A 20,897-nucleotide genomic window follows, 5' to 3' on the forward strand; every position below is an offset into this window, starting at 1 on the left:
AGCCGGCGGGCTAGTTCCGGGCGGTCAAGGTCAGCAATATTGCTTCCGGAGGACAGGCGATCCGCACCGGCGCGAAGCGCGAGGTTCCGATGCCCGCCGACACATTCAGCGGCGCGCTCTTGCCCGCGTGCTCCCATTGGGTCAGCCCGCTGGCGCGCCAGGTCGGCAGGTCGCAATTGGTCACCAAGGCACCGTATCCCGGGATGCAGACCTGTCCGCCGTGGGTGTGCCCGGCCAGGATCAGGTCGGTGCCCGCGTCGGTGAACGTGTCCAGCACCCGTTGGTACGGGGCGTGGGTCAGGGCGATACGCAGGTGGGGGGCGGCGCCGGAGGACACCGAGCCGGCCGGCCAACCGGCGAAACGTTCCAGGTGCAGGTGCGGGTCGTCGACCCCGGTGAAATCCAGGCGCGTGCCGTTCACGGCCATGGAGTGGTTCCGGTTGGTCAGGTTGACCCAGCCGGCGGCACCGAAGGCGCTGTGCATCTGCTGCCACGGCAATTGGTACTTGGGGGAATTGCGCGGCGCATCCGTGCGCTTGCGCAGGTAGCGCAACGGGTTTTTCAGGCGCGGCCCGAAGTAGCAGTTCGATCCCGGAACGAAGGCCCCGGGGAACGCCATCAGCGGGCCCAGTGCCTCGAGCAGGGATCCCAGGCCGTCCATGTGGCCCAGGTTGTCACCGGTGTTGATGACCAGGTCGGGTTGCAGCTCCGCCAGCGAGTGCAGCCAGCGACGCTTGAGTTCCTGGTTGGGCACCATGTGGATGTCCGACAGGTGCAGCAGCCGGATCGGGGCCGACCCCGGTGGAAGCAGCGCGAGGGATTCTTCCCGGAGGACGAAACGCGTCGTCTGGCCCAGTCCGTAGCCAAAGAGAACACCGGCCGAAGCGGTTGCCGCAGCAGCCGCCAAAGCGGCCCCACGCACAGTGCGTGAGACCGCTTCGGCCAGCGAGGATGGGTTCGCCATGGAACTAGTCACCATTCGTCTTCTTGGGAGGAGTCGGCGTCTTGCCGCTGTTTCCCTTCGGCTTGGCACTCTCGGTTGCCTTCGGCGTTTCAGTGGCCTTGGGCTTTTCCGTGGTGTCCTTGGGAGCGGACGTCTCGGTCGTTGCCGACTTCGAATCGTCCTTTTCTTCCTTCTTCGGTTCAGGCTTGGGTGCTGCCTTGGCGCTGCCGAGCGACTTGGCAGGGTACAGGGTGCCTACCTGCTTCATGTAGGCCGTCCACAATGGCGCGGCCCAGGTGCCCGAGTCGGTCCAACGGCGGGCAACACCGTTGACAACCTTGCCCTGAGTCTGCATCTTCTTGTCTTTGTCATAGCGGCCAACCCAGGCCGCCGTGGACATGCCGGTGGTGTATCCAACGAACCAGGTGGAGTTGGCATCATTATTGGTACCGGTCTTGCCGGCAATCTGGTAGCCGATCTGGCCCTTGGTGGCCTTCTTGCCGATCTTCTTCATGGTGCCGTTCATGTCGGCAGCCACCTGCGGGTCCATCACTTGTTCACAGGACACGGGCTTGACCTTGTACTCATTGCCCTTCGCATCCGTGACGGAGGTCAGCGCGCGGTTCTCACAGAATTCGCCCTTGTTGGCCCAGGTGGCAAACGCGGTGGCCTGGGCCAGCGGGGTAACCTGCGCAGAACCAATGACGAAGGATGGGTTCGCCGGGTTTACCGGCTGGCCGTAGGTGCTTACCTCTCGGGTCTTGGGATCAACGTTCTCTCCGTAATCAATAATGCCCAAGCGGGTTGCGGCATTGGCGATGTCACACAGGTCGATCTTCGAGGCCTCGGTAATGGTCGCGGTATTCACCGAATTGAGGAGCCCGTAGTCAACGGTCATTGATGAGGGCCAGTTGACAGCGTTTCGTGGAGCCCAACCCTTGGCACCACCACCCGAAGTTGCATATCCGCTAGGAAGGCACGAAGCCTTCCACTTGAAACTACTCGAGTATTTCTTCACCGGTGTGCTGAGCTTTTCCCACATGTTGTGACCGGATTCGAGCCAGGCCATCGTGGTGTACGGCTTGAACGTGGAGCCGGCCTGGAAACCACCTGCACCACCCATTGCCGCTTCAACGGCAAAGTTGTACATGGTGATGGGCCCCTTGTCCTTGTCGGTCGGGGCATACGTCTTGTTCTGGCCCATGGCCAGGATATTGCCGGTGCCCGGTTCAACGGTCACGATCGCTGAGCCCATGTTCGACTTGTCGTCGGCCGGGATCATGCGCTCGGTCTGCTTGACGGCTTCCTTCTGCAACCGCATATCCAAGGTGGTCTTGATGTTCATGCCACCTCGGTACAACAGGTTCTCGCGGTCTTTCTTGGTCTTGCCGAATGCGGAATCGGAGGTGATCAATCGCGTCACGTAGTCACAGAAGTAGGCAGCCCCGTCCGCGGCAATGCAACCGGACTTCAGTTCCTTCGGCTTGATCGCCAGCTTTGTCTTGACGGCCTTGTCGTAGGCCTTCTTGTCAATGGCACCGGTGCGCAGCATGGCAGCCAGCACGGTGTTGCGACGCTTGAGGCTCCGCTCGGGGTACTTTTCGGGGTTGTAGGCGTTGGGGAGCTGAACCATGCCGGCAAGCATGGCGGACTGCTGCAGGTTCAGGTCCTTGGCATCCACCGAGTAGAAACGCTGTGCGGCGGCCTGGACCCCGTAGTTGCGTCCAGAGAACAACACGAGGTTCAGGTAACCCTCAAGGATTTCGTCCTTGGTCATTTCCTTCTCGATGGAGATGGCCAGCTTGGCTTCGCGGGCCTTGTCCGCGATGTCCTTCGTGCCGGAGATCGTCATCTCGGAGCGATCGACTCCGTTGACGACGTCGGCGTTCACCAGCAGGTTGTTGACGTATTGCTGCGTCAGCGTCGAAGCGCCCTGCTGGGAGGAGGAGGTGAAGTTGTTGACGGCGGCGCGGGCAATGCCTCGGACATCGACGCCGTTGTGCTCGTAGAAGCGCTCGTCCTCGATGGAGACGATGGCCTTCTGCATGACCTTGGAAATATCCTTGAGCTTCACCGGCTGCCGGTTTTCCGAGTAGAACGTGGCGATGGTCGAACCATCGGACGCCAAGACCTTGGAAGGCTGGGCAATCGGCTCTCCCTTGAAGCTGGCCGGCAAGGCGTCAAACACTTCCGCACCTGCGGTTGCGCCGCTGCCGGCAAGGGAAGCGACAGGAACCATGAGTCCTGCCGCGAGTACGCCACATAAAGCGCTCACCCCAAAGAAGGCAACGATCTTGCCGAGGGTGGTAGCCGTATCAAAAAAAGGGGACTTTTTAGCTGCCATGCCCACTAGTTTACAAGGACGCGCTAACGTATCGGTTATGACCAAATGGGAGTACGCCACTTTGCCGCTCATTATTCACGCCACAAAGCAGATCCTGGATCAGTGGGGAGACGACGGCTGGGAGCTTGTTGCCGTCGTTCCCGGACCCAATGGAAATGCACCGGTCGCTTACCTCAAGCGCCCCAAGGCCTAATCACAGAAACGAGAAATACCCATGCAACAAGAGACTTCTTCAGCAGTAGAGGCACGCCTGGCCGAGCTCGGCCATGCCCTCCCCGCCGTCGTCGCACCGGTGGCCGCATACGTGCCGGCAACCATCACCGGCAACCTGGTCTACACCTCGGGTCAGCTGCCGTTTATTAACGGGGAACTCACAGCCACAGGAAAGGTCGGAGCCGCGGTAACGGCCGAGGTCGCTGCGGGCCAGGCACAGGCCTGCGCGCTGAACGCACTGGCAGCCATCAAGGACGTCATCGGGGACCTGGATCGCATTGTCCGCGTGGTCAAGGTCGTTGGCTTCGTCGCTTCCGACCCGTCCTTCACCGGCCAGCCGGCCGTCATCAACGGTGCCTCCGAATTCCTCGGTGCCGTGCTCGGTGACAAGGGTGTGCACGCCCGTTCGGCGGTCGGCGTTGCCGCACTGCCGTTGGACGCCCCGGTCGAGGTTGAACTGATTGTCGAATTTGCCTAACCAGCACGACAACAGCGGCCCCGTGAACGAGATTCCCGCGGTGAAACCACGCAATCCGTCCACGGGGCTGCTGCGCCGGCTTTTTGACTTGCCGCCGACGCAATATGACGCTGCGGAAAATTGGGTTTCCTACGGAAGCCGCACGCCCCGGGCTGTGCGGCGGGCGTCGTCGGTGGTGCTGATCCGCGACTCCCCGAAAGGTGTCGAAACTTACCTCGGATATCGTCCCGGTGGTTCTCCGCTCGGGAGTGTCGCCTTTCCCGGTGGCAGCCTGGAAGCCGACGACGAACAGGACATTCCCTGGTACGGGCCGACCCTCACCGAGTGGTCAAAACGCCTGGGCATCCTTGACCAGCGAATGGTGCGGGCGCACATCGTGTGTGCCATTCGCGAGCTCTTCGAGGAAACCGGTGTGCTATTGGCGGGCACCGACGAGCTCTCCGTGGTCGAAAACTGCGACAGCGAGGATTGGATGGCCGTGCGCGAGGCGGTTGCGGGCCAGGACAAGTCGCTTTCGGACGTGCTGGCCAAGCGAGGGCTGGGCCTGCGGACCGATCTGTTGCGGCCGCTGTCGCACTGGATCTCCCCGAACTTCGCGCTGCGGCGCTTTGACACCCGCTACTTCGCCGCGGCACTGCCGGTGCGCCAGGAACCGTCGCTCTTGCGCGGCAAGGGGATCTGGGCCACCTGGCAGGTGGCCTCCGAGGTCATCGCCCAACGCAACACCACCGCGCTGGGCGACGAAGTGGGGGCACCGGACACCAAGGGCCTGCCCCTGAGCATGGTCACCACCCCGGCCGTGGAAGTATTCCTGGAAAAGATGGCCTCCACCCGAGGCACTGTCGCCTACCTGTCGGTGCGGCGGGAACTGAAAAGCTACCATCCCGAACTCGTCCAGGTGGGCGGGAAATTCTATCTGGATGTCACCACCACGACGGCGGCCGAGGGCGGCGGACTGGGACGCGGCCGCTGAGCCCCAACCCCTTCCGGCCGGTGGCCCCTGTTCCTGGATCGGCGGCCGAAGCTTAAACGGGTGTGGCGGGGTTCCCCTTCGAAGGGGACCCCCGCCACACCCGTTGGTGCACTGTTGCGTATTTAGCGTGAACGCTGGCGCAAACGCTGGATGTCCAGGATCACGACCGCGCGTGCTTCAAGACGCAACCAACCACGCTGCACGAACTCGGCCAGGGCCTTGTTCACGGTTTCGCGCGAGGCGCCCACCAGCTGGGCCAGTTCTTCCTGCGTCAGTTCGTGGGCAACCAGGATGCCGTCCGTTGCCGGACGACCGAAGCGGTCGGCCAGATCCAGAAGCGCCTTGGCGACACGTCCAGGAACATCGGAGAAGACCAGGTCGGCCAGCGACTCGTTGGTGCGGCGCAGGCGCGAAGCCAAAGCCTGCAACAACTGGACCGAAACCTCCGGGCTGGTCAGGATGACCTTGCGCAGGTTCTCGTGACGCAGGCCGGCAAGGCGGGTCTCGGAGACCGCCGTTGCCGTGGCGTTGCGTGGGCTCGGATCGAACAGTGCCATCTCGCCGAACAACTCGCCCGGGCCGAGGACCGCAATGAGGTTTTCACGTCCATCGGAAGAGGTGCGGCCCAGCTTGATCTTGCCCGAAACGATGAAGTAGAGCTGGTCGCCCTGGTCGCCCTCGCGGAATACCGAAGCACCACGGGACAGATCCACTTCAGTTAGTTCTTCAGTCAATGCAGAGAACACCTCGTCGCCCAATGAAGCGAAGAGGGGTGCTCGGCGCAGTACCTCGATGTCCATAAAATCTCCTGTCAACTGTCGTTAGCGCTCACCTAATTGTGCCGTACGGTTGGCCCATGTGACAGCTTCCACACGCCACATAAGGCCAAATGTGGTTAGAATCGCGGGGAACCGAGGCCGTCCCAGACTAGACTCGGGGCAGCGGATAGTGTTTGGGGCCTTGGTTTGGGCCGTGTGGCACGGTATGAAGAGTGGGAGTCCAAACTGAATGTGGGGATTGACATGGTTGGACCTGTTGCTCATCATTTCCTTGATCAGCTTTTTGGCCTCTGGCCTGCGTAAAGGCTTCTTTGTCACGCTCGGCGCAATCATTGGTTTCCTTGCCGGCGGCATTGCGGCGTTCTACGGAATCCCACTGGTTTCCACCTGGGTGACCAACCCCGGATGGCGAATCTTCTGGATCGTGGCCTCAGGGTTGATCTTCATCCTCATTGGCCAGGGAATCGGCATGGCCATCGGAGCGAGAATCCGCTTATGGCTGAACTTCCCGGTCCTAAAGTCCTTTGACAGGCTCCTTGGAGGCCTGGCCAACACCGTCATGGCTGCCCTGGTCATCTCCGCCATTGCCCTTTCGGCCGCCACCATGGGCGTGCCGTGGGTGTCCCAGCAGGTCGCCGACTCGCGGGTTTTGACGGGGATCCAGAACCTGACCCCGAAGCCAATCACCAACTTCGTCACCCAGGCCCGCGCGCAGGTCATGGGCCAGACCATCCCCGAACTCCTTGAGCCCTTCGCGCCGAAGGTCCCGATCGCCGTGCCCGAGGTTGAATCGCTGGGTGCCGGTGTCGACGCGGCCGCAGGTTCGGTGGTCAAGATCATTGGCACCGCCTACGCCTGCGGCGTGAACCAATCCGGTTCCGGCTTCGTATTCGCTTCGGACCGCGTACTGACCAACGCGCACGTGGTGGCCGGGATCAGTGAACCGTCGGTCACCACGCAGGACGGACGAGTGCTCTCGGGCAGCGTCGTGTACTTCGACTCCGTGGCCGACATCGCCGTGCTGGCGGTGCCGGACCTTGGGCTGGATCCGCTGGAGTTCGGCAAGGATCTGGGGCGCGGGGACACTGCGGCATTCCTGGGCTTCCCCGGCGGCGGTTCCTTCCGCGCCATGGGTGCGGTCGTCGAATCGCTGAGCACCATTTCGATCCAGAACATCTACGGAGCCGAACCCACGCCGCTGCGCATCTACCAGTTGGCAGGCGATGTCGAGCAGGGCAACTCCGGCGGGCCGCTGCTCGATTCCTCCGGCAGGGTCGTGGGCATGGTCTTCGCCAAGGCCAAGGGGAGCGCCGAGGTCGGGTACGCATTGGCGCTTGACGAGATCAACGCGGCACTGGCCAAGTCCGCTTCCTCCCGCGAACCGGTGCCCACCGGCGCCTGCTCCCCGCACTAGGGCCCTGCCCAGCGGGTGCGGGGCCTGGAAGCACCGGAGGCATCAGAGCCAGTGGAGTTCGGCCCCGTGCTGTCCGGTGCGGGCCAGCGGGACCCGGTCCAGGGCGAGGGTGAAGAAGTTGGCGTCGGAGCCCTGCTGCGAGCGGTTTGCCGCGTCCATGAAGAACGCCTCGTTGGAGATCCAGCGGCAGCCCAGCGTCGCGATGGTTTCGGCGAAGCGTGCCCGTTGGGCCTGGCCCAGGTAGGCGAGCACCGCCGAGTGCATGACCACCGGCACCGCGTGCTTCGGCGCCGCATCCACCAGTTCGGAGATTCGTTCGTTCAGGTCCCCTGACAGCAGCAGCGGGGCGCCGGCCGCGGCCTGCAAGGCACCGGATGCCAGCGCGGCCAGCGTGCCCAGGGCCGCATCCAGCCGCTCCAGGCGTTCGTCTTGCCCGGGCCAGACCAGGGCCCGCAGCCACGCCACGGTGTCCGGATCGGTGCCGTCGAGCGGATTCAGATCCACCCCGGCCCGCCAGGCGATCTCGGGGAGCCGACGCGGGATCGGGGGATTGCCGGTGGTCGAACAGCGCAGCAACGGGGACCCGTTACCCAGCGGCGCGGCCCCGTCGTAGGAATACGAGTAGAGGTCCGGCAGCAGGCACAGGCCCGCGGAGGGACCAACCTCGATCAGCGCCAGGGGCCGCCGTTCCTGCGCCGCCACCATTGCCAGGGCCGGCAGCAATGTGGCGCAGCGACCCGCCTCGTTGGTCTGGGTGGCATGGTCCAGGACGATCGCCCGGATTGCCGGCCAGTGCGCCCCGAGGTACTTTTGCAGCTGCGGAAACGTTTCGTCCGGGCATCCGTGGAAACGCGCCGCGGCGAAGACCAGATTCGGTTGCCGCCTGGGCTCGGGCAATTCGGAAACGAGGGCCAACAGCTCCGGGGTGTTTGCCACACCCGTCGCCCACTGGACGTAGAGCTCGCTGTGGCCGGGGAACCAGCGGCGTGCGTAGTCCCGGTAGAGGGAAGCAGTGGCTTCGGTTGCCTGGGTGCTCACGTTCCTGCCTCACGTCGCCGGGTCGAATGGGTGTCCGCGATGCCGCAGTTGCGTCCAGCGTGGGCGCTGGGCACCCCGCAGCCGGGGCGCATCAGCGGGTGCCGCCGGCCAGCCGGTGCGACTCGGCCAGAAGCTCGGCGAGTCCCACCGGATCGACGCGTTCGAGCCTGACCGGCACCGGCAACGGCGGGCGCCCATGGTGCGGCGTCCGGAAGTGGATGTCCGGTTCCATGGCCGCGTGCGCCTCGCGCTCGCCGGACTTCACGGTGAGCACGCCCTCCACCCGGATGCGGGCCAGAAGTGTCTTGCCGAACCAGGCGAACCAGGCAAACCAGGCGGGCCGCTGCCAGCCCGGTCTCTCGGTGACGCCGGGAAGGGCCAGGCATGGCCTGCGGACATCGTCCTCGGTGCTCATGGCCACACTCTACCGAGCCGGCCGGCTCCCGCACAGGCGTCCGTGGCCCCGGCTTACCGGGAGGCGAGGTGGATCAGTTGCTGCACACCCAGAACATACCCGTTGACTCCCGCCCCCACGATGATGGAAGCGGCAACGGGGGAGATGTAGGAATGGTGGCGGAAGGCCTCGCGCTTGTGGACGTTGGAGATGTGCACCTCGATGGCCGGCAGCTGCACCCCGGAAATGGCGTCGGCCAGCGCAATGGAGGTGTGGGTGAAGGCGCCGGGGTTGATCACGATGCCGCAGAAGGTCCCGCGCGCGGCGTGGATCGCGTCGATCAGCACGCCCTCGTGGTTCGACTGCAGGAACTCGACCTCGTAGCCGGCCTTGGCGGCGGCGGCGCGGCACAGCTCCTCGACGTCCGCCAGGGTCTCGTGCCCGTAGATCTCCGGTTCCCGGGTGCCCAGGAGATTCAGGTTCGGGCCGTTGAGGACCAGGATGCGCGCAGGGGTGTTTTCACTCATGCCTCCAGCTTAGGCAGTCGGGGCGGGGCGGGCCGTGGCGGCAAGCCGGGGTTTGCGTTAAAAGACGCGGCGGGCGGGGAAGGCCGTGTGCCTTTCCCGCCCGCCGGCGGCTTGCGCGGTGCTACTTCCGCATCGAATCGGCGATCTGCGTCATCACGGTGCTGTCGGCCAGCGTGGTGGAGTCCCCGACCTCGCGGCCCTCGGCGACGTCCTTGAGCAGGCGGCGCATGATCTTGCCCGAGCGGGTCTTGGGCAGCTCGGGGACCACCAGGATGTGGCGCGGCTTGGCGATCGGGCCGATGTCCTTGCCGACGTGGGCCCGCAGCGTCGCGACCACGTCCTCGCCCTCGGCCGGTTCGATCTGCAGGATCACGAAGGCGACCACTGCCTCGCCGGTGGTCTCGTCCTTCGCCCCGACGACCGCGGCCTCGGCCACGTACGGGTGGGCGACCAGCGAGGACTCGATCTCGGTGGTGGACAGCCGGTGCCCGGAGACGTTCATGACGTCGTCCACGCGGCCCAGCAGCCAGATGTCCCCGTCCTCGTCCTTCTTGGCGCCGTCGCCGGCGAAGTACATGCCCTCGAAGCGGGACCAGTAGGTTTCCTTGTACCGGTCCATGTCGCCCCAGATGCCACGCAGCATGGCCGGCCACGGGTCCCGGATGACCAGGAAACCGCCTTCGCCGTTGCCCACGGAAACACCCATCTCGTCGACCACGTCCACGGTGATGCCCGGGACCGGGGTCTGGGCGGAGCCCGGCTTGGTCGCGGTGACCCCGGGCAGCGGGGCGATCATGTGCGCGCCGGTCTCGGTCTGCCACCAGGTGTCCACGATCGGGGTCGGGTGCTCCTTCTTTTCCCCGTTCGGGCCGTTGTTGGATCCGATGACCTCGCGGTACCACATCCACGCCTCGGGGTTGATGGGTTCGCCCACCGAGCCGAGCAGGCGCAGCGAGGACAGGTCGTAGGAGTCGGGGATCTGCCGGCCCCACTTCATGAACGTGCGGATGGCGGTGGGTGCGGTGTACAGGATGGTCACCCCGTACTTTTCCACGATCTCCCACCAGCGGCCCTGGTGCGGGGAATCGGGGGTGCCCTCGTACATGACCTGGGTGGCGCCGTTGACCAGCGGTGCATAGGTGACGTAGGTGTGGCCGGTGACCCAGCCGATGTCGGCGGTGCACCAGAAGACGTCGGTTTCCGGGTGCAGGTCGAAGGTGTCGCGGTGCGTGGCGGCGGCCTGGACCAGGTAGCCGCCGGTGGTGTGGATGATGCCCTTGGGCTTGCCGGTGGTGCCGGAGGTGTAGAGCACGAAGAGCGGGTGCTCGGATTCATGTCCCACGGCGGTGTGCTCCGTGGAGGCGGAGTCCACGGTCTCGGACCACCACTTGTCCAGCTTCTCGTTCCAGGTGACGTCCTGGCCGTTGCGCTTGACCACCAGCACGTTTTGCACGGTGTGGCCGGGGGCGGCCAGGGCCTCGTCGACGGCGGGCTTCAGGGCCGAGGGCTTGCCGCGGCGCCAGGTGCCGTCGGCGGTGACCACGAGCTTGGCCTCGGCATCGTCGACGCGGGAGCGCAGCGCGTCGGCGGAGAAGCCGCCGAAGACCACGGAGTGGATCGCGCCGATGCGGGCACAGGCCAGCATCGTGATGACGGCCTCGGGAATCATCGGCAGGTAGACCGCGACGCGGTCGCCCTTGGCCACGCCAAGGGACTCGAAGGCGTTGGCGGCCTGCTTCACGGCCGTCGTGAGCTGGGAGTAGGTGTAGGAGCGGGTGTCGCCCGGTTCGCCCTCGAAGTGGATGGCGACGCGGTCGCCGAGCCCGTTTTCGACGTGGCGGTCCAGGGCGTTGTAGGCGGCGTTGACCTTGCCGTCGGCAAACCACTTGGCCACCGGAGCGCCCGACCAGTCAAGGACCTCGGTGAAGTCGGTGTCCCAGGTCAAGACCTTGCGGGCCGTCTCGGCCCAGTAGCCCAGGCGGTCGGCGTTGGCTGCCTCGTACTGTTCCGGCTTGCCGATGGCATTGGCCACGAACTCGGCGCTCGGGGCGAAGGCGCGGGTCTCATGCGAGAGGTTGTCCAGCGTGGGGGTGTGGGTGTCCGACACGGTTTTGGTCCTTCCAACAACTAAAGTGGGGTCTGGTGATTCAGATTACAGCCGCGGGGCTTCCCCGAGTGCGACCCGTCACAAGTATGACGGTGGAGGGGTGGTGATTGTGCGTTGAGCGGCAATTATCCACGCCCAGCGGTCGTAGGGTTCCGGGCTCCCGGGCCCCGGAACCCCGCCCGGGAACGACTCCGGTCCGCTGTCGTGCGGGACCGGGACGGGGCCTTGGCCAACGACGGCGAAACACGGGCGGTATTCGCGGTGCGCCCAATCGCGCGCGTTGGCCGGCGGCACGGATAGGGTTGTATCCAGCGCTGCCTTCAAGGCGCAAGCGGTCCAAGCACACACCCAACGGGTACGCGCCGACCGGGCGCCGAGGCAGGGCCAAGGAAGCAACACGAACAAGAAGCGGGGTCTTCACATGGACAAGGTGCATACCAAGGCAGAGGGTTCGACGCCCGGGCGCACGCCCAGGGCGGTTTTGGGGCCGCTGACGATGCGCGACGGGTTCGTCATCCTCGGCGGGCTGCTGGTGCTGGTGGGTTCGCTCATCCCGATCCCGTGGACCAAGACCGTCTCGGTGAACATGTGGATCTTCCCGGGCATGCCCTTCCACCTGCTGGTCTCCCTGCTGCTGCCGCTGCTGGTCGCCGCCGGGTTCACCTGGCGACGGCTCACCGGACGCACCCGGGTGCGCATCGGGTCGCTGAGCCTGGATCAGGCCGGATCGGTCGTGTCCCTGTTTGCCGCCGCCTACTTCTTCAACTCCTACGTGGCGTCCATGTCCCCGGCCTACCTGATCGGGCTCATCGGGGCGTTGGCAATGATCACCGGCACGACGCTGGCCAGCTATCTCGGGGCCTTCCGCCGCGACTTCGTTCCCGGCGGCGAAACCGTGCTGGGTTCCAACGTCCTGGCACCGGCACCCCCGGCCGCGAAACCGTCAGCCGCCGCTGCGTCGACCGAGCCGGAAAGCTTCGGCGCCAGCAGCTCCGGTTCCCCGGAAACCCCGGCAACCTCGACGGGCCACGCCGCGAACCGCCCGGGCATGCCGGTGACGGGCAAGGACGAGGCACGCCGCGAGGCCGGCCCCGTTGCGGTTCCGGCAAGAGCCGCCAGCGCCACCGCCGCTTCCACGGCCGCTGCTGCTGCAGCCAGCCCGGCCGCGGCCGCCTCGTCCGAAGCCTCCGCCCCGGCTTCGGCCGTGCCCACCGGCGCCACGGCCGGCCCAGCGAACAAGACCGACCACACGCCGCTCAAGCAGGACTCCGACCAGGCCCCGGCCTCCGGATCCAACGCGTCCGACAACGACGCACCGGAGCCGGGCAAGGACACAGCATTGGCATCGGCCAAGGAGGCCTCCACCGTCGACGGTTCCCGGGCCGAGGCGTCGGTGGCCGAACCGGAATCGGGCGCCGCCGAGCCCGCGAAAACGGGCGAGGCTGCCGATGCCGCACGGGCCACGGAAAACGACTCCAAGCCGTCGACCGGCAACAACGGGGACCCGGACGCCGCGGCGGAGCCCGGCACGGGTGCCGGCACCGCAGCCGCCATGAAGGACTCCAAGCCTGAAACCGGGGCCGGCGCAGCCACGCCTGTCACCGGCGCGGCCGAAGCGGCGTCGACCGAAGCGGCGTCGGCCCGAAAGCCGGAGCCGGCTGCCCCGGGCCCCATCGATGGCGGCAAGGACGGCGACGGGCCCGGCCGGAGCCTGGTCGAGGACGCCGGAACGGACACCGCCGACCACCCGGAGAAGGCGAACGAAGCCGCAGCGGACGCGAAACCCGCCGAGGTATCCGGTGTCCCGGCCGTCGGGAACCCGAACCCTGCAACCATGGCCGTCCCGCGGACCGGCGACATCAAGGCCACCGCCGCGCTCTCGCGTACCGAGATCGACGCGCACCGCGCCGCCGTCGAGCATGCCAAGGTCGAGGCGGAGTCCTCCTTCGGGGCCCGGGCCGAGGTTGCCGCCGCCGATCCGGAGCCCGCCAGTTTCTGGTTCGCCCTGAACCACTCGCGCCCGGTCTTCCACCCGGTCAACGGCACCATGCTCGCGACGCTGAACCCCGGGAAATGGATCCTGTGCCTGGAAGACCGCGGCACCGAATACCTGATCAACCTCGCCGAGGGCCGCCCCGCGGTGCTGCGCGACCTCGACGACCTGCAATTCCCGGACAAGTAGGCATGGCTCGCGAAGAGACGGCGCTGGGGCGCAAGCGCCGGGCGCGGAAGATCAACCGGATCCTGGCCGAAACCTACCCGTACGCTGTCGCGGAACTGGACTTCACCAACGCCTTCGAGCTGCTGGTGGCCACGGTGCTCTCGGCCCAGACCACCGACGTGCGGGTCAACGCGATCACGCCCGCGCTCTTTGCCGCCTACCCCGATCCGCTGGCCATGAGCCAGGCCGAGCCCGCCGCGCTGCAGGAGCTGATCCGTTCCACCGGGTTCTTCCGCGCCAAGGCGAACTCGTTGCTGGCCCTGTCCACCCGGATCGTCGACGAATACGACGGCGTGGTGCCCGGTCGGCTCGAGGACCTCATCACGCTGGCCGGGGTGGGGCGCAAGACCGCCAACGTGGTGCTCGGCAACGCGTTCGGGATCCCGGGGATCACCGTGGACACCCACTTCATCCGCCTCGCCCGGCGCTTTGGCTGGACCGAAGAATCGGACCCGGTGAAGATCGAGCACGAGGTCGGTGCGCTCTTCGAGCCGAAGGACTGGACCATGCTCAGCCACCGGGTGGTCTTCCACGGCCGGCGCATCTGCCTGGCCCGCAAGCCGGCCTGCGGCGCCTGCCCGCTGACCACGCTCTGCCCCGCCTACGGGGAGGGCGAGACCGACGAGGCCAAGGCAGCCAAGCTGCTCAAGTACGAACTGGCGCCGGGGCGCGAGGAACTGCTGGAAAAGATGCGCGCCGGGGCCACCCGCCGCGAGCTGCGCGCGCAAGGATACGGACTTCAAGCATGAGCGTTCGCACGGAATTGCTGGAGATGATCGCGGCCAAGGCGCACCTGGTGGGCAACGGCGCCCTGGATGCGACGAAGATGCCCGAGACCTGGGTGTTCAACCCGCTGGACCCCGAATCGGCCAGGCACGCGGCGGTGCTGATCCTCTTCGGGCGGCTCGACGACGTGCCGGCCACCAGCGCGGTGAAGTCGGTGCACGAGGATTTGGATGTGCTCTTCGTGACCCGGGCGGATACGCTGCGCAAGCACGCCGGGCAGGTCGCCTTCCCCGGCGGCAAGGTCGACCCGGAGGACGAGGACGCAATCGCCGCGGCCCTGCGCGAGGCCGGCGAGGAGACCGGGCTCGACCCGGACGGGGTGGAGATCCTGGGCGTGCTGCCCGACGCGGAGCTGCCCATCACCAACTTCATCGTCACCCCGGTCATCGGCTGGTGGCACGCACCCTCTGAGGTGTTCGTGGTGGACACCGCGGAGTCCTCCACGGTCTTCCGCGCGCCGGTGGCCGACCTGCTGGATCCGGCGCACCGGGTCTCCTCGGTCATCGAGCGCGACGGGCAGCGCTTTTCCGCGCCGGCCTTCGACGTGGACGGCGGCTTCATCTGGGGCTTCACGGGGATCCTGCTGGATAGGATCTTCAACGACCTGGGCTGGACAGTGCCCTGGGACGAGGGCCGCGAGGTGTCGATCCACGTCGGCGGGCGCCGGGTCCCCTGAGGCAAGCGGCGCTACTTGGCCTGGTCGTAGGAATCGACGATGACGGCGGTGACCGGGAAGTCCACCGGGATCTTCCCGAAGAGCAGCTCGGAGGCCGACCTGGCCGACTCGTGCACCAGCTCAACCACGGCCCGGGCCTGGGCCGCCGGGACGTGCAGCATGATCTCGTCGTGCAGGAAGAACACCAACTCGCCGGTGTCCACCCCGGCCGCCTGGCCCGCGTTCATCCGTCGGCGCAGCTCGCCCATCCAGCACAGCGCCCACTCCGCGGCGGTGCCCTGGACGATGAAGTTGCGGGTGAACCTGCCGCGTGAGCGGCCCTCGGCCTCCACCGCGCGCTGCTCGGCCTCCGTGGAGGCGCGCGACCTGGACTTCAGCCAGCCTTCGGGTGCCTCGGGGGTTCCGCGGCCCAGGAACGTCGCCACGCCGGCCCCGGCCTCGCCCTGCGCAGCGGCCCATTCGACCAGCCCCACGGCCTTGGGGTAGGTGGCCTTGAGCTGGGGCATCAGCCGGCCGGATTCGCCGCTGGTGGCCCCGTACATCGCCCCGAGCATCGCGACCTTGGCGTGCGCCCGGTCCCCGCCGAAACCTGCATCGGCAATCCCCTGGTACAGGTCCCGGGCCGTTGCGGCCGCCGCGAGCGCGGTGTCGCGCGAGAGCGCGGCCAGGATCCGCGGCTCCAGCTGCGCGGCATCTGCGACCACCAGCACCTTGCCGGGATCGGCGCGCACGGCCGAGCGGACCTGGTGCGGGATCTGCAGCGCCCCGCCGCCGTGGGACGCCCAGCGACCGGTGACCACCCCGCCGACGATGTATTCGGGGCGGAAGCGCCCCTCATGCACCCAGCGGTCCACCCAGGCGTAGCCGTTGGCGGTGGCCAGCCGGGCGATCTTCTTGTACGCCAGCAGCGGCTCGATGACCGGGTGCTTGATTTCCGTCAGCTCCCAGGCCCGCGTGTTGGTCACCGCGATGCCCGCCCGGTTCATGGCCTTGAGCAGCTCGGCCGGGGAGTCGGGGTTCAGCGTGGGGGCATCGAGCAGGGCGCGCAGTTGTGCGGCCAGCTCCTCCATGCGTTCCGGACGCACCCCGGCCGGAACGCGCTCACCCAGGGCCTGAAGCAGCAGCCGGTGGTGCTCGGCCACGTCCCAGGGCACCCCCGCATGGGTCATTTCCGCGGCGATCAGCGCCCCGGCGGACTCGGCCGCCAGCAGCAGGCCCAGCCGGGCCCCGCGCTCCGTGTCCGGCACCGCGGCACGCTGGGCCAGGAACTCGGCGAGCACGTTTTCCAGCGCGCCGGTGCGGTCCTTCGGCTCGGAGAACAGCTCGCCCTGGTTCTCCGGCACCCGCGCAGGCGGCAAGAGATGCGCCGGGGCGGCGTTGGCCGGATCCGTTTCGCGGCCGATGGCCGAGAGGTATTCCCCGGGCAGCGCATAGGGCGCGTTGCGCAGGATGGAGCGGACCAGCCGCACATCGTGGGCGCGTTCGATGCGCACCTGCGCGGCCAGCAGCCCCGGGTACCAGGCGTGCACCGAATCGAAGACCCAGCGCGGCCTGCGCGTGGCCTCCAGCTCCGCGACCACCGTTGGAAGCTGGTTGCCGTAGACCTGCACGGGAGGGATGAGCGCGGTGCCTTCCGCGTCGACCAATTGGACCACGGCGGTGGCGGAACCGGCTTCGGGTTCGGGCTGGGAGATGGAGTGGGTGGCCACTACCGCAAATTGCTGCACGGTTCATTCTCGCAGTTCCTTGCGTGCACGTACCGGTCCGCCCCTCCGCCGTCGCGCTTTCCCGCACATGACCGATCGGCGCCCGCGGGTGATTGTCCGTTCCCCGGCCACCGGGAGCTTCACCGGGGGAGAGCCGAGGGTCCACGCTGGATGGCATGAATGAACAGACACGATTTGTGGCCCGGCTGCCCGGGGTGGGCCCGCGAAACCTGCAGCTTCCGGCGCTGCGGGCGGCCCGTGCGCAGGCACGGCCCCCATCGCCGGCCCCATCGCCGATGCCCGGCCTTGCCCCGGCGGCGGAACGTGTGGGCCCCACGGGGCCGGAGCCTTGGTCCGCCGCGCCCGCCGAGGTTCCGGCACGCGTCCTGCCCGCCACGGCGCCCTCGACCCCCGAGGTGCCCGTGGACCCCGCCGCGGCGGTGAACCTCAACTTGCCGGTGCTCCCTGCCGGGAACCGGCCGGCGGAACTTGCCCGCTGCATCCTGTTCAGCCGGGACGTCGAGCTGGCCCAGGTGCTGGCAGCGGTCGCCGTGGGAGCCGGGGTGCAATTGCTGCCGTGCCGGGACGCCGCACGGGCGGCAGACCACCGCGACGAGGTGATCCTGGTGGGGCAGGACTGCGTCGCGGAAATCGATGCCCGGCTCTCCGCCGCCACGCTGGTGCTCACCGGCCGGGAGGAACACCAGGACGTGCTGTGGCGTGCGGCCGCCACCTGCCCCGGGGCCCGGGTGGCGGTGCTGCCGCAGGCTGCCGCATGGCTGGGCGAATACCTCGGCGAGCTGGGACTGCATTCTGGGCGGGCCCACACCACCATCGTTGCAGGGGCCGTCGGCGGGGCAGGGACCTCCACCTTTGCCGCCCTGCTGGCAGCGACTGCCACGCTGGACGGGCACCGGACGTTGCTGCTGGATGCCGACCCGCACTCGACCGGTCTCTGGCCGGTGCTGCGGGCCCGGGAACCGGACGGCCTGGGCTGGGAGGACCTGCAGCACGCCCGCGGCCAGCTTTCCCCGGGCCAGCTCGCCGAAATCCTCCCGCTGTCGGCGGGCACCGCGGTGCTCTCCTGGGCGCGGAACCCGGGCTGTTTCACGCCCTCCGAGGCCCTGCTCACCGAGGTGCTGGCCGCTTCCCGGCGCATCTACGAACGCATCGTGATCGACGCCGGACACCTCACCGGGGTTCCCGCGTCCATGGCCGCACTGGCCAACACCCGGCTGCTGCTGCTTTCCGCACGGCCCGGGAGCGGCGCGGCGGGAACCGCGGCGCGGCTGGGGGAGCACGCGGCGAACTGGCGGCTGGTCCTCACCGGGAAGCTGGCCTCCGGGACGGACACCCGCGCCCTGGCCCTGCGGACCGGCGTGGAGCTGGGCGGGTACTTCGCCCCGGCCCGCCGCATCGAACGATGTGCAGCGGACGGGGCGCTGATGAATGCACTGGCGCACCGCCCGCTGCGCCGCGCCGTCGCCAGGCTCGGCGGCCAACCCGATACTGCTCCGGGGCAGGCGGCATGAGCACCCCGGAACCGGCGGGAAATCCGGCAGCCACCGGCACACCGGCACGAACCCCTGCCCGTGGAAGGCGACGCTGGGCGGCCGCGGCACCCGCGCAGGCCCCGGGCGCCGACCCGAGGGTGCTCGAAGAGATCCGCAGCCGGGCCCTGGACACGGCCGGCGGGCTCACCGAGATCGACCTGGCCGCCGCGGTGCGCGCCTCGGGCAGCGTGATGGGAGCCGCATCCAGCACCGAGATGCTGCGCAGCCTGAGCGATGACATCCACGGGCTCGGGGTGCTCGAACGCCTCGCCCAGGTCCCGGGCACCACCGACATCCTCATCGACGCCACCGGCCGGGTATGGGTCGACGGCAGCGCCGGGCTGCACGCCTCCGAGCTGGAGTTCACCGACCCCTCGGCGATCCGCGCGCTGGCCGTGCGCCTGGCCGCCGCCGGGGGACGGCGGCTGGACGACGCCGCGCCCTTCGTCGATGTCTCGCTGGGCAACTACCGCATCCACGCGGTGCTGCCCCCGATTTCCACCGGCGGCCCGCTGCTGTCCATCCGCATCAAGTCCAACAGCAACCAGAAGCTGGACACCCTGGTCGCCGACCCGCACTGGCTCGCGGCCCTGGAGGCCATCGTCGCGGCGAAACTGAACTTCCTGGTCTCCGGCGGCACCGGGGCCGGCAAGACCACCCTGCTGGCCGCGATGCTGGCCCGGGTGCCGGGAAACCAGCGGATCATCGTGGTCGAGGACTCCGGAGAGCTCGCCCCTTCCCACCCGCACCTGATCGGGCTGCAGGCGCGCGGCGGCAATGTCGAGGGCGCAGGCGAAATCGGGTTGCAGGCCCTGGTGCGCCAGGCGCTGCGCATGCGCCCGGACCGGCTGGTGGTCGGGGAATGCCGGGGCGCGGAGGTGCGCGAGTTCCTCGGTGCCATGAACACCGGGCACGAGGGGGCCGCCGGCACGCTGCACGCCAACTCCGTGGCTGCGGTTCCCGCACGCCTCGCGGCGATGGGCGCACTGGCGGCGATGGACGCCGCGGCCACCGCGCTGCAGGCGGCCAGCGCCCTGGACGTGCTCATCCACGTGCGGCGCGACCCTGCCACCGGGGCCAGGGGGCCGGTCCAGCTGGGCCGGCTGGTCCTGGCCGACGCCGGGACGCTGGCGGTGCACCTGATCCACGAACCGGGCTCCGATTCCGCCGACCCCGGTGCCCTGGCGTGGTTCCGCTCCCGCCTTGAAGCCGCCGGGGAAACGAGCCCCTGGTGAGTGCGGCCCTCGCCGCCCTGGCCGTGTTGCTGGCGGGTGCCGCCCCTTGGCTGTGGCTCGGCGGCGGGAACGCCGGGGGCCGGCGGCTGCCGAGACCGCCCGGTCGCCCGGGGAACCAGGCACACGAGGCCCCCGCCAACCGGCCATCGCGTCGCACCCGCCGCGATCGCACCGACCATGCGTCCGACACCGAGGAATACGCGAAGTTCCTGCGCCAGCTCGCCGCGCTGCTGCGTGCCGGAACCGCCCCTGCCGCCGCCTTCGGGCTGCTGGCCGAGCTCTGGGCCCGGGGCTCCACCCGCACCGCCAACGACTTGTGCTCCGGGGCAAGCCGCGCCTTGGCCCAGGTGCACACCGGCGGAACGCTGCAGCAGGGCCTGGCGGCCCACGCCGCCACCCACCCGGGCAACCGGCGGCTGTGGACGCGGCTGGCCTGGTGCCTGGCGATCTGCGAGGAATCCGGTGCGGCGCTCGCCGAGTTGCTCGACACCCTTGCCGAGGACGCGGAATCCGCCGCCGACATGCACCGGGCCCTGCACTCCGCGCTCGCCGGACCGCGTGCCACCAGCAGGCTGCTGACCTTCCTGCCCGGAATCGGGCTGGGCCTGGGCCAGCTGCTGGGCATCAACCCGCTGTCGGTCCTCACCACGCATCCCGCCGGGCGCATCGCGCTGGTGGCCGGTGCCTGCCTGTGGCTGGGCAACCGCTTCTGGTGCGGCAGGATGCTGCGGGCCATCGGCAACAAGGTGCCCTCGTGACTCCCGCACTGGTCGCGGTGCTCCTGGCCGGTGCCGCGGTGTGGATCTTCAGCGGTGCCGGATCCTTGCCGCGGGGCCCGTCCAGGGACCGGTCCCCGTCCGCTCTCCCGCAGCGCAAGGGCATGCAGGCCGCGGCCGGTGCCGATGCCGGTCCCCATGCCGGATCCGGCGCAGAAGGCCCTGCGGAACCGCTGCCGCTGGTGCTGGAAATGTGCGCCACGCTGCTCGAATCCGGGCTGCCGATCCGCTCGGTGCTGCGAATCATCGGCACCAACGTCCCGGGGTATGCCTCGTTGCTGCTGGTCTCCCGCGCCCTGGACCTGAACGTCGGATGGGAGCGGGCCTGGGGACAGGGTGCCGGGCCGGCACGCGAACTGGAGCAGTCGCTGCGCCTGACCCGGCTCTCCGGCGCCCCGGCCGCTGCCCTGCTGCGTTCGGCCGCGGCCTCCGCCCGCAAGCGCGGTGTCCGGGAGGCCGAGGCCCGCGGCGCCGAGTTCGGCATCAAGCTGGTGATCCCGCTGGGGCTCTGCGCGCTGCCGGCCTTCATCTGCCTCGGCGTGGTGCCCGTGGTGATCTCCCTGCTCCCGCGCTTCTAGCCTCCCCGCACTTTCCGGCACCGGCCGGCGGCCCACGCACCTGCCACCCAAGCCGCCCCCCGCCGGTTATCCCCAGCCCGACCCAGCCCCAGCCGGGGGCCGGGGGCCGTCGCCCACACTCGAAGCGGGAGCCACACGCCACGCTCCGTGGCGGCA

General features: G+C 68.4%; 19 protein-coding genes. 11 read left to right on the forward strand and 8 right to left on the reverse strand.

Translation table 11 applies throughout. The features are described from left to right. Positions 1-10: 10 nt before the first annotated feature. Both DQ353_RS05105 and DQ353_RS05110 read right to left on the reverse strand, forming a co-directional pair. A complete protein-coding gene (locus DQ353_RS05105) occupies positions 11-964 on the reverse strand; it encodes a metallophosphoesterase (RefSeq protein ID WP_113761713.1) in 954 nt (317 codons plus the stop codon). A gap of 4 nt (positions 965-968) precedes the next feature. Next, entirely contained in the window at positions 969-3,071 is a 2,103-nt protein-coding gene (locus DQ353_RS05110) for a transglycosylase domain-containing protein (protein WP_286166612.1), read from the reverse strand. Positions 3,072-3,324: 253 nt separating this feature from the next. Between DQ353_RS05110 and sp36 the strand changes: the two genes are divergently transcribed. From sp36 to DQ353_RS05120, 3 genes are read left to right on the forward strand one after another with little or no spacing between them, the layout of a single operon-like run. Continuing rightward, positions 3,325-3,480 (forward strand): Sp36 family protein, encoded by a 156-nt coding sequence (gene sp36, locus DQ353_RS22695; RefSeq protein ID WP_181578252.1) that lies wholly within the window; start codon positions 3,325-3,327, stop codon positions 3,478-3,480. A gap of 21 nt (positions 3,481-3,501) precedes the next feature. Then, a complete protein-coding gene (locus DQ353_RS05115; protein ID WP_113761715.1) occupies positions 3,502-3,978 on the forward strand; it encodes a RidA family protein in 477 nt (158 codons plus the stop codon). A 22-nt stretch (positions 3,979-4,000) separates the two neighbouring features. Next, positions 4,001-4,951 carry an NUDIX hydrolase gene (locus tag DQ353_RS05120; RefSeq protein WP_286166613.1) on the forward strand — a complete coding sequence of 317 codons (951 nt, stop codon included), beginning with the start codon at positions 4,001-4,003 and terminating at the stop codon, positions 4,949-4,951. 122 nt (positions 4,952-5,073) lie between these two features. On the opposite strand, the gene DQ353_RS05125 is transcribed toward DQ353_RS05120, so the two are convergent. Beyond that, complete coding sequence (locus DQ353_RS05125; protein ID WP_113761716.1) at positions 5,074-5,751, reverse strand: Crp/Fnr family transcriptional regulator; 678 nt, start codon at positions 5,749-5,751, stop codon at positions 5,074-5,076. A 208-nt stretch (positions 5,752-5,959) separates the two neighbouring features. On the opposite strand from DQ353_RS05125, the gene DQ353_RS05130 reads away from it, so the two are divergent. Next, on the forward strand, positions 5,960-7,144 hold the full coding sequence (locus DQ353_RS05130; protein WP_113761717.1) for a MarP family serine protease: 1,185 nt from the start codon (positions 5,960-5,962) through the stop codon (positions 7,142-7,144). A gap of 42 nt (positions 7,145-7,186) precedes the next feature. Here DQ353_RS05130 and DQ353_RS05135 read toward each other — a convergent pair whose 3' ends face one another. The 4 genes from DQ353_RS05135 to acs form a co-directional block, all read right to left on the reverse strand. After that, complete coding sequence (locus DQ353_RS05135) at positions 7,187-8,182, reverse strand: DUF2332 domain-containing protein (RefSeq protein ID WP_113761718.1); 996 nt, start codon at positions 8,180-8,182, stop codon at positions 7,187-7,189. A gap of 91 nt (positions 8,183-8,273) precedes the next feature. After that, positions 8,274-8,597 carry an MmcQ/YjbR family DNA-binding protein gene (locus tag DQ353_RS05140; protein ID WP_113761719.1) on the reverse strand — a complete coding sequence of 108 codons (324 nt, stop codon included), beginning with the start codon at positions 8,595-8,597 and terminating at the stop codon, positions 8,274-8,276. 53 nt (positions 8,598-8,650) lie between these two features. Further along, the gene (aroQ, locus tag DQ353_RS05145) at positions 8,651-9,103 is read right to left on the reverse strand and encodes a type II 3-dehydroquinate dehydratase (protein ID WP_113761720.1); all 453 of its coding nucleotides are present in this window, start codon (positions 9,101-9,103) and stop codon (positions 8,651-8,653) included. Between the two features lie 121 nt (positions 9,104-9,224). Beyond that, entirely contained in the window at positions 9,225-11,210 is a 1,986-nt protein-coding gene (acs, locus tag DQ353_RS05150) for an acetate--CoA ligase (protein WP_113761721.1), read from the reverse strand. A 421-nt stretch (positions 11,211-11,631) separates the two neighbouring features. On the opposite strand from acs, the gene DQ353_RS05155 reads away from it, so the two are divergent. Genes DQ353_RS05155 through DQ353_RS05165 form a run of 3 tightly spaced genes read left to right on the forward strand, consistent with a single transcriptional unit; the run spans position 11,632 to position 14,893 of the window. After that, on the forward strand, positions 11,632-13,392 hold the full coding sequence (locus DQ353_RS05155) for a hypothetical protein (protein ID WP_113761722.1): 1,761 nt from the start codon (positions 11,632-11,634) through the stop codon (positions 13,390-13,392). A 2-nt stretch (positions 13,393-13,394) separates the two neighbouring features. Beyond that, positions 13,395-14,180, forward strand: a complete 786-nt coding sequence (gene nth, locus DQ353_RS05160; RefSeq protein ID WP_113761723.1) for an endonuclease III — start codon at positions 13,395-13,397, stop codon at positions 14,178-14,180. Continuing rightward, a complete protein-coding gene (locus DQ353_RS05165; RefSeq protein ID WP_113761724.1) occupies positions 14,177-14,893 on the forward strand; it encodes an NUDIX hydrolase in 717 nt (238 codons plus the stop codon). Before nth ends, DQ353_RS05165 begins: the two co-directional genes overlap by 4 nt. 11 nt (positions 14,894-14,904) lie before the next feature. On the opposite strand, the gene DQ353_RS05170 is transcribed toward DQ353_RS05165, so the two are convergent. Next, positions 14,905-16,602 (reverse strand): bifunctional 3'-5' exonuclease/DNA polymerase, encoded by a 1,698-nt coding sequence (locus DQ353_RS05170; RefSeq protein ID WP_286166614.1) that lies wholly within the window; start codon positions 16,600-16,602, stop codon positions 14,905-14,907. 173 nt (positions 16,603-16,775) lie between these two features. Here DQ353_RS05170 and ssd point away from each other — a divergent pair, with 173 nt between their 5' ends. Genes ssd through DQ353_RS05190 form a run of 4 tightly spaced genes read left to right on the forward strand, consistent with a single transcriptional unit; the run spans position 16,776 to position 20,741 of the window. Next, positions 16,776-18,131 carry a septum site-determining protein Ssd gene (ssd, locus tag DQ353_RS05175; RefSeq protein ID WP_113761725.1) on the forward strand — a complete coding sequence of 452 codons (1,356 nt, stop codon included), beginning with the start codon at positions 16,776-16,778 and terminating at the stop codon, positions 18,129-18,131. After that, positions 18,128-19,387: a TadA family conjugal transfer-associated ATPase gene (locus DQ353_RS05180; protein WP_113761726.1), complete on the forward strand. Its 1,260-nt coding sequence runs from the start codon at positions 18,128-18,130 to the stop codon at positions 19,385-19,387. The genes ssd and DQ353_RS05180 overlap by 4 nt, the downstream gene beginning before the upstream one ends. Beyond that, a complete protein-coding gene (locus tag DQ353_RS05185) occupies positions 19,384-20,145 on the forward strand; it encodes a type II secretion system F family protein (protein WP_181578253.1) in 762 nt (253 codons plus the stop codon). The genes DQ353_RS05180 and DQ353_RS05185 overlap by 4 nt, the downstream gene beginning before the upstream one ends. Beyond that, positions 20,142-20,741: a type II secretion system F family protein gene (locus DQ353_RS05190; protein WP_113761728.1), complete on the forward strand. Its 600-nt coding sequence runs from the start codon at positions 20,142-20,144 to the stop codon at positions 20,739-20,741. Before DQ353_RS05185 ends, DQ353_RS05190 begins: the two co-directional genes overlap by 4 nt. Positions 20,742-20,897: the final 156 nt, after the last annotated feature.

The organism is Arthrobacter sp. AQ5-05 (assembly GCF_003287975.1).
Classification (GTDB): domain Bacteria; phylum Actinomycetota; class Actinomycetes; order Actinomycetales; family Micrococcaceae; genus Paeniglutamicibacter.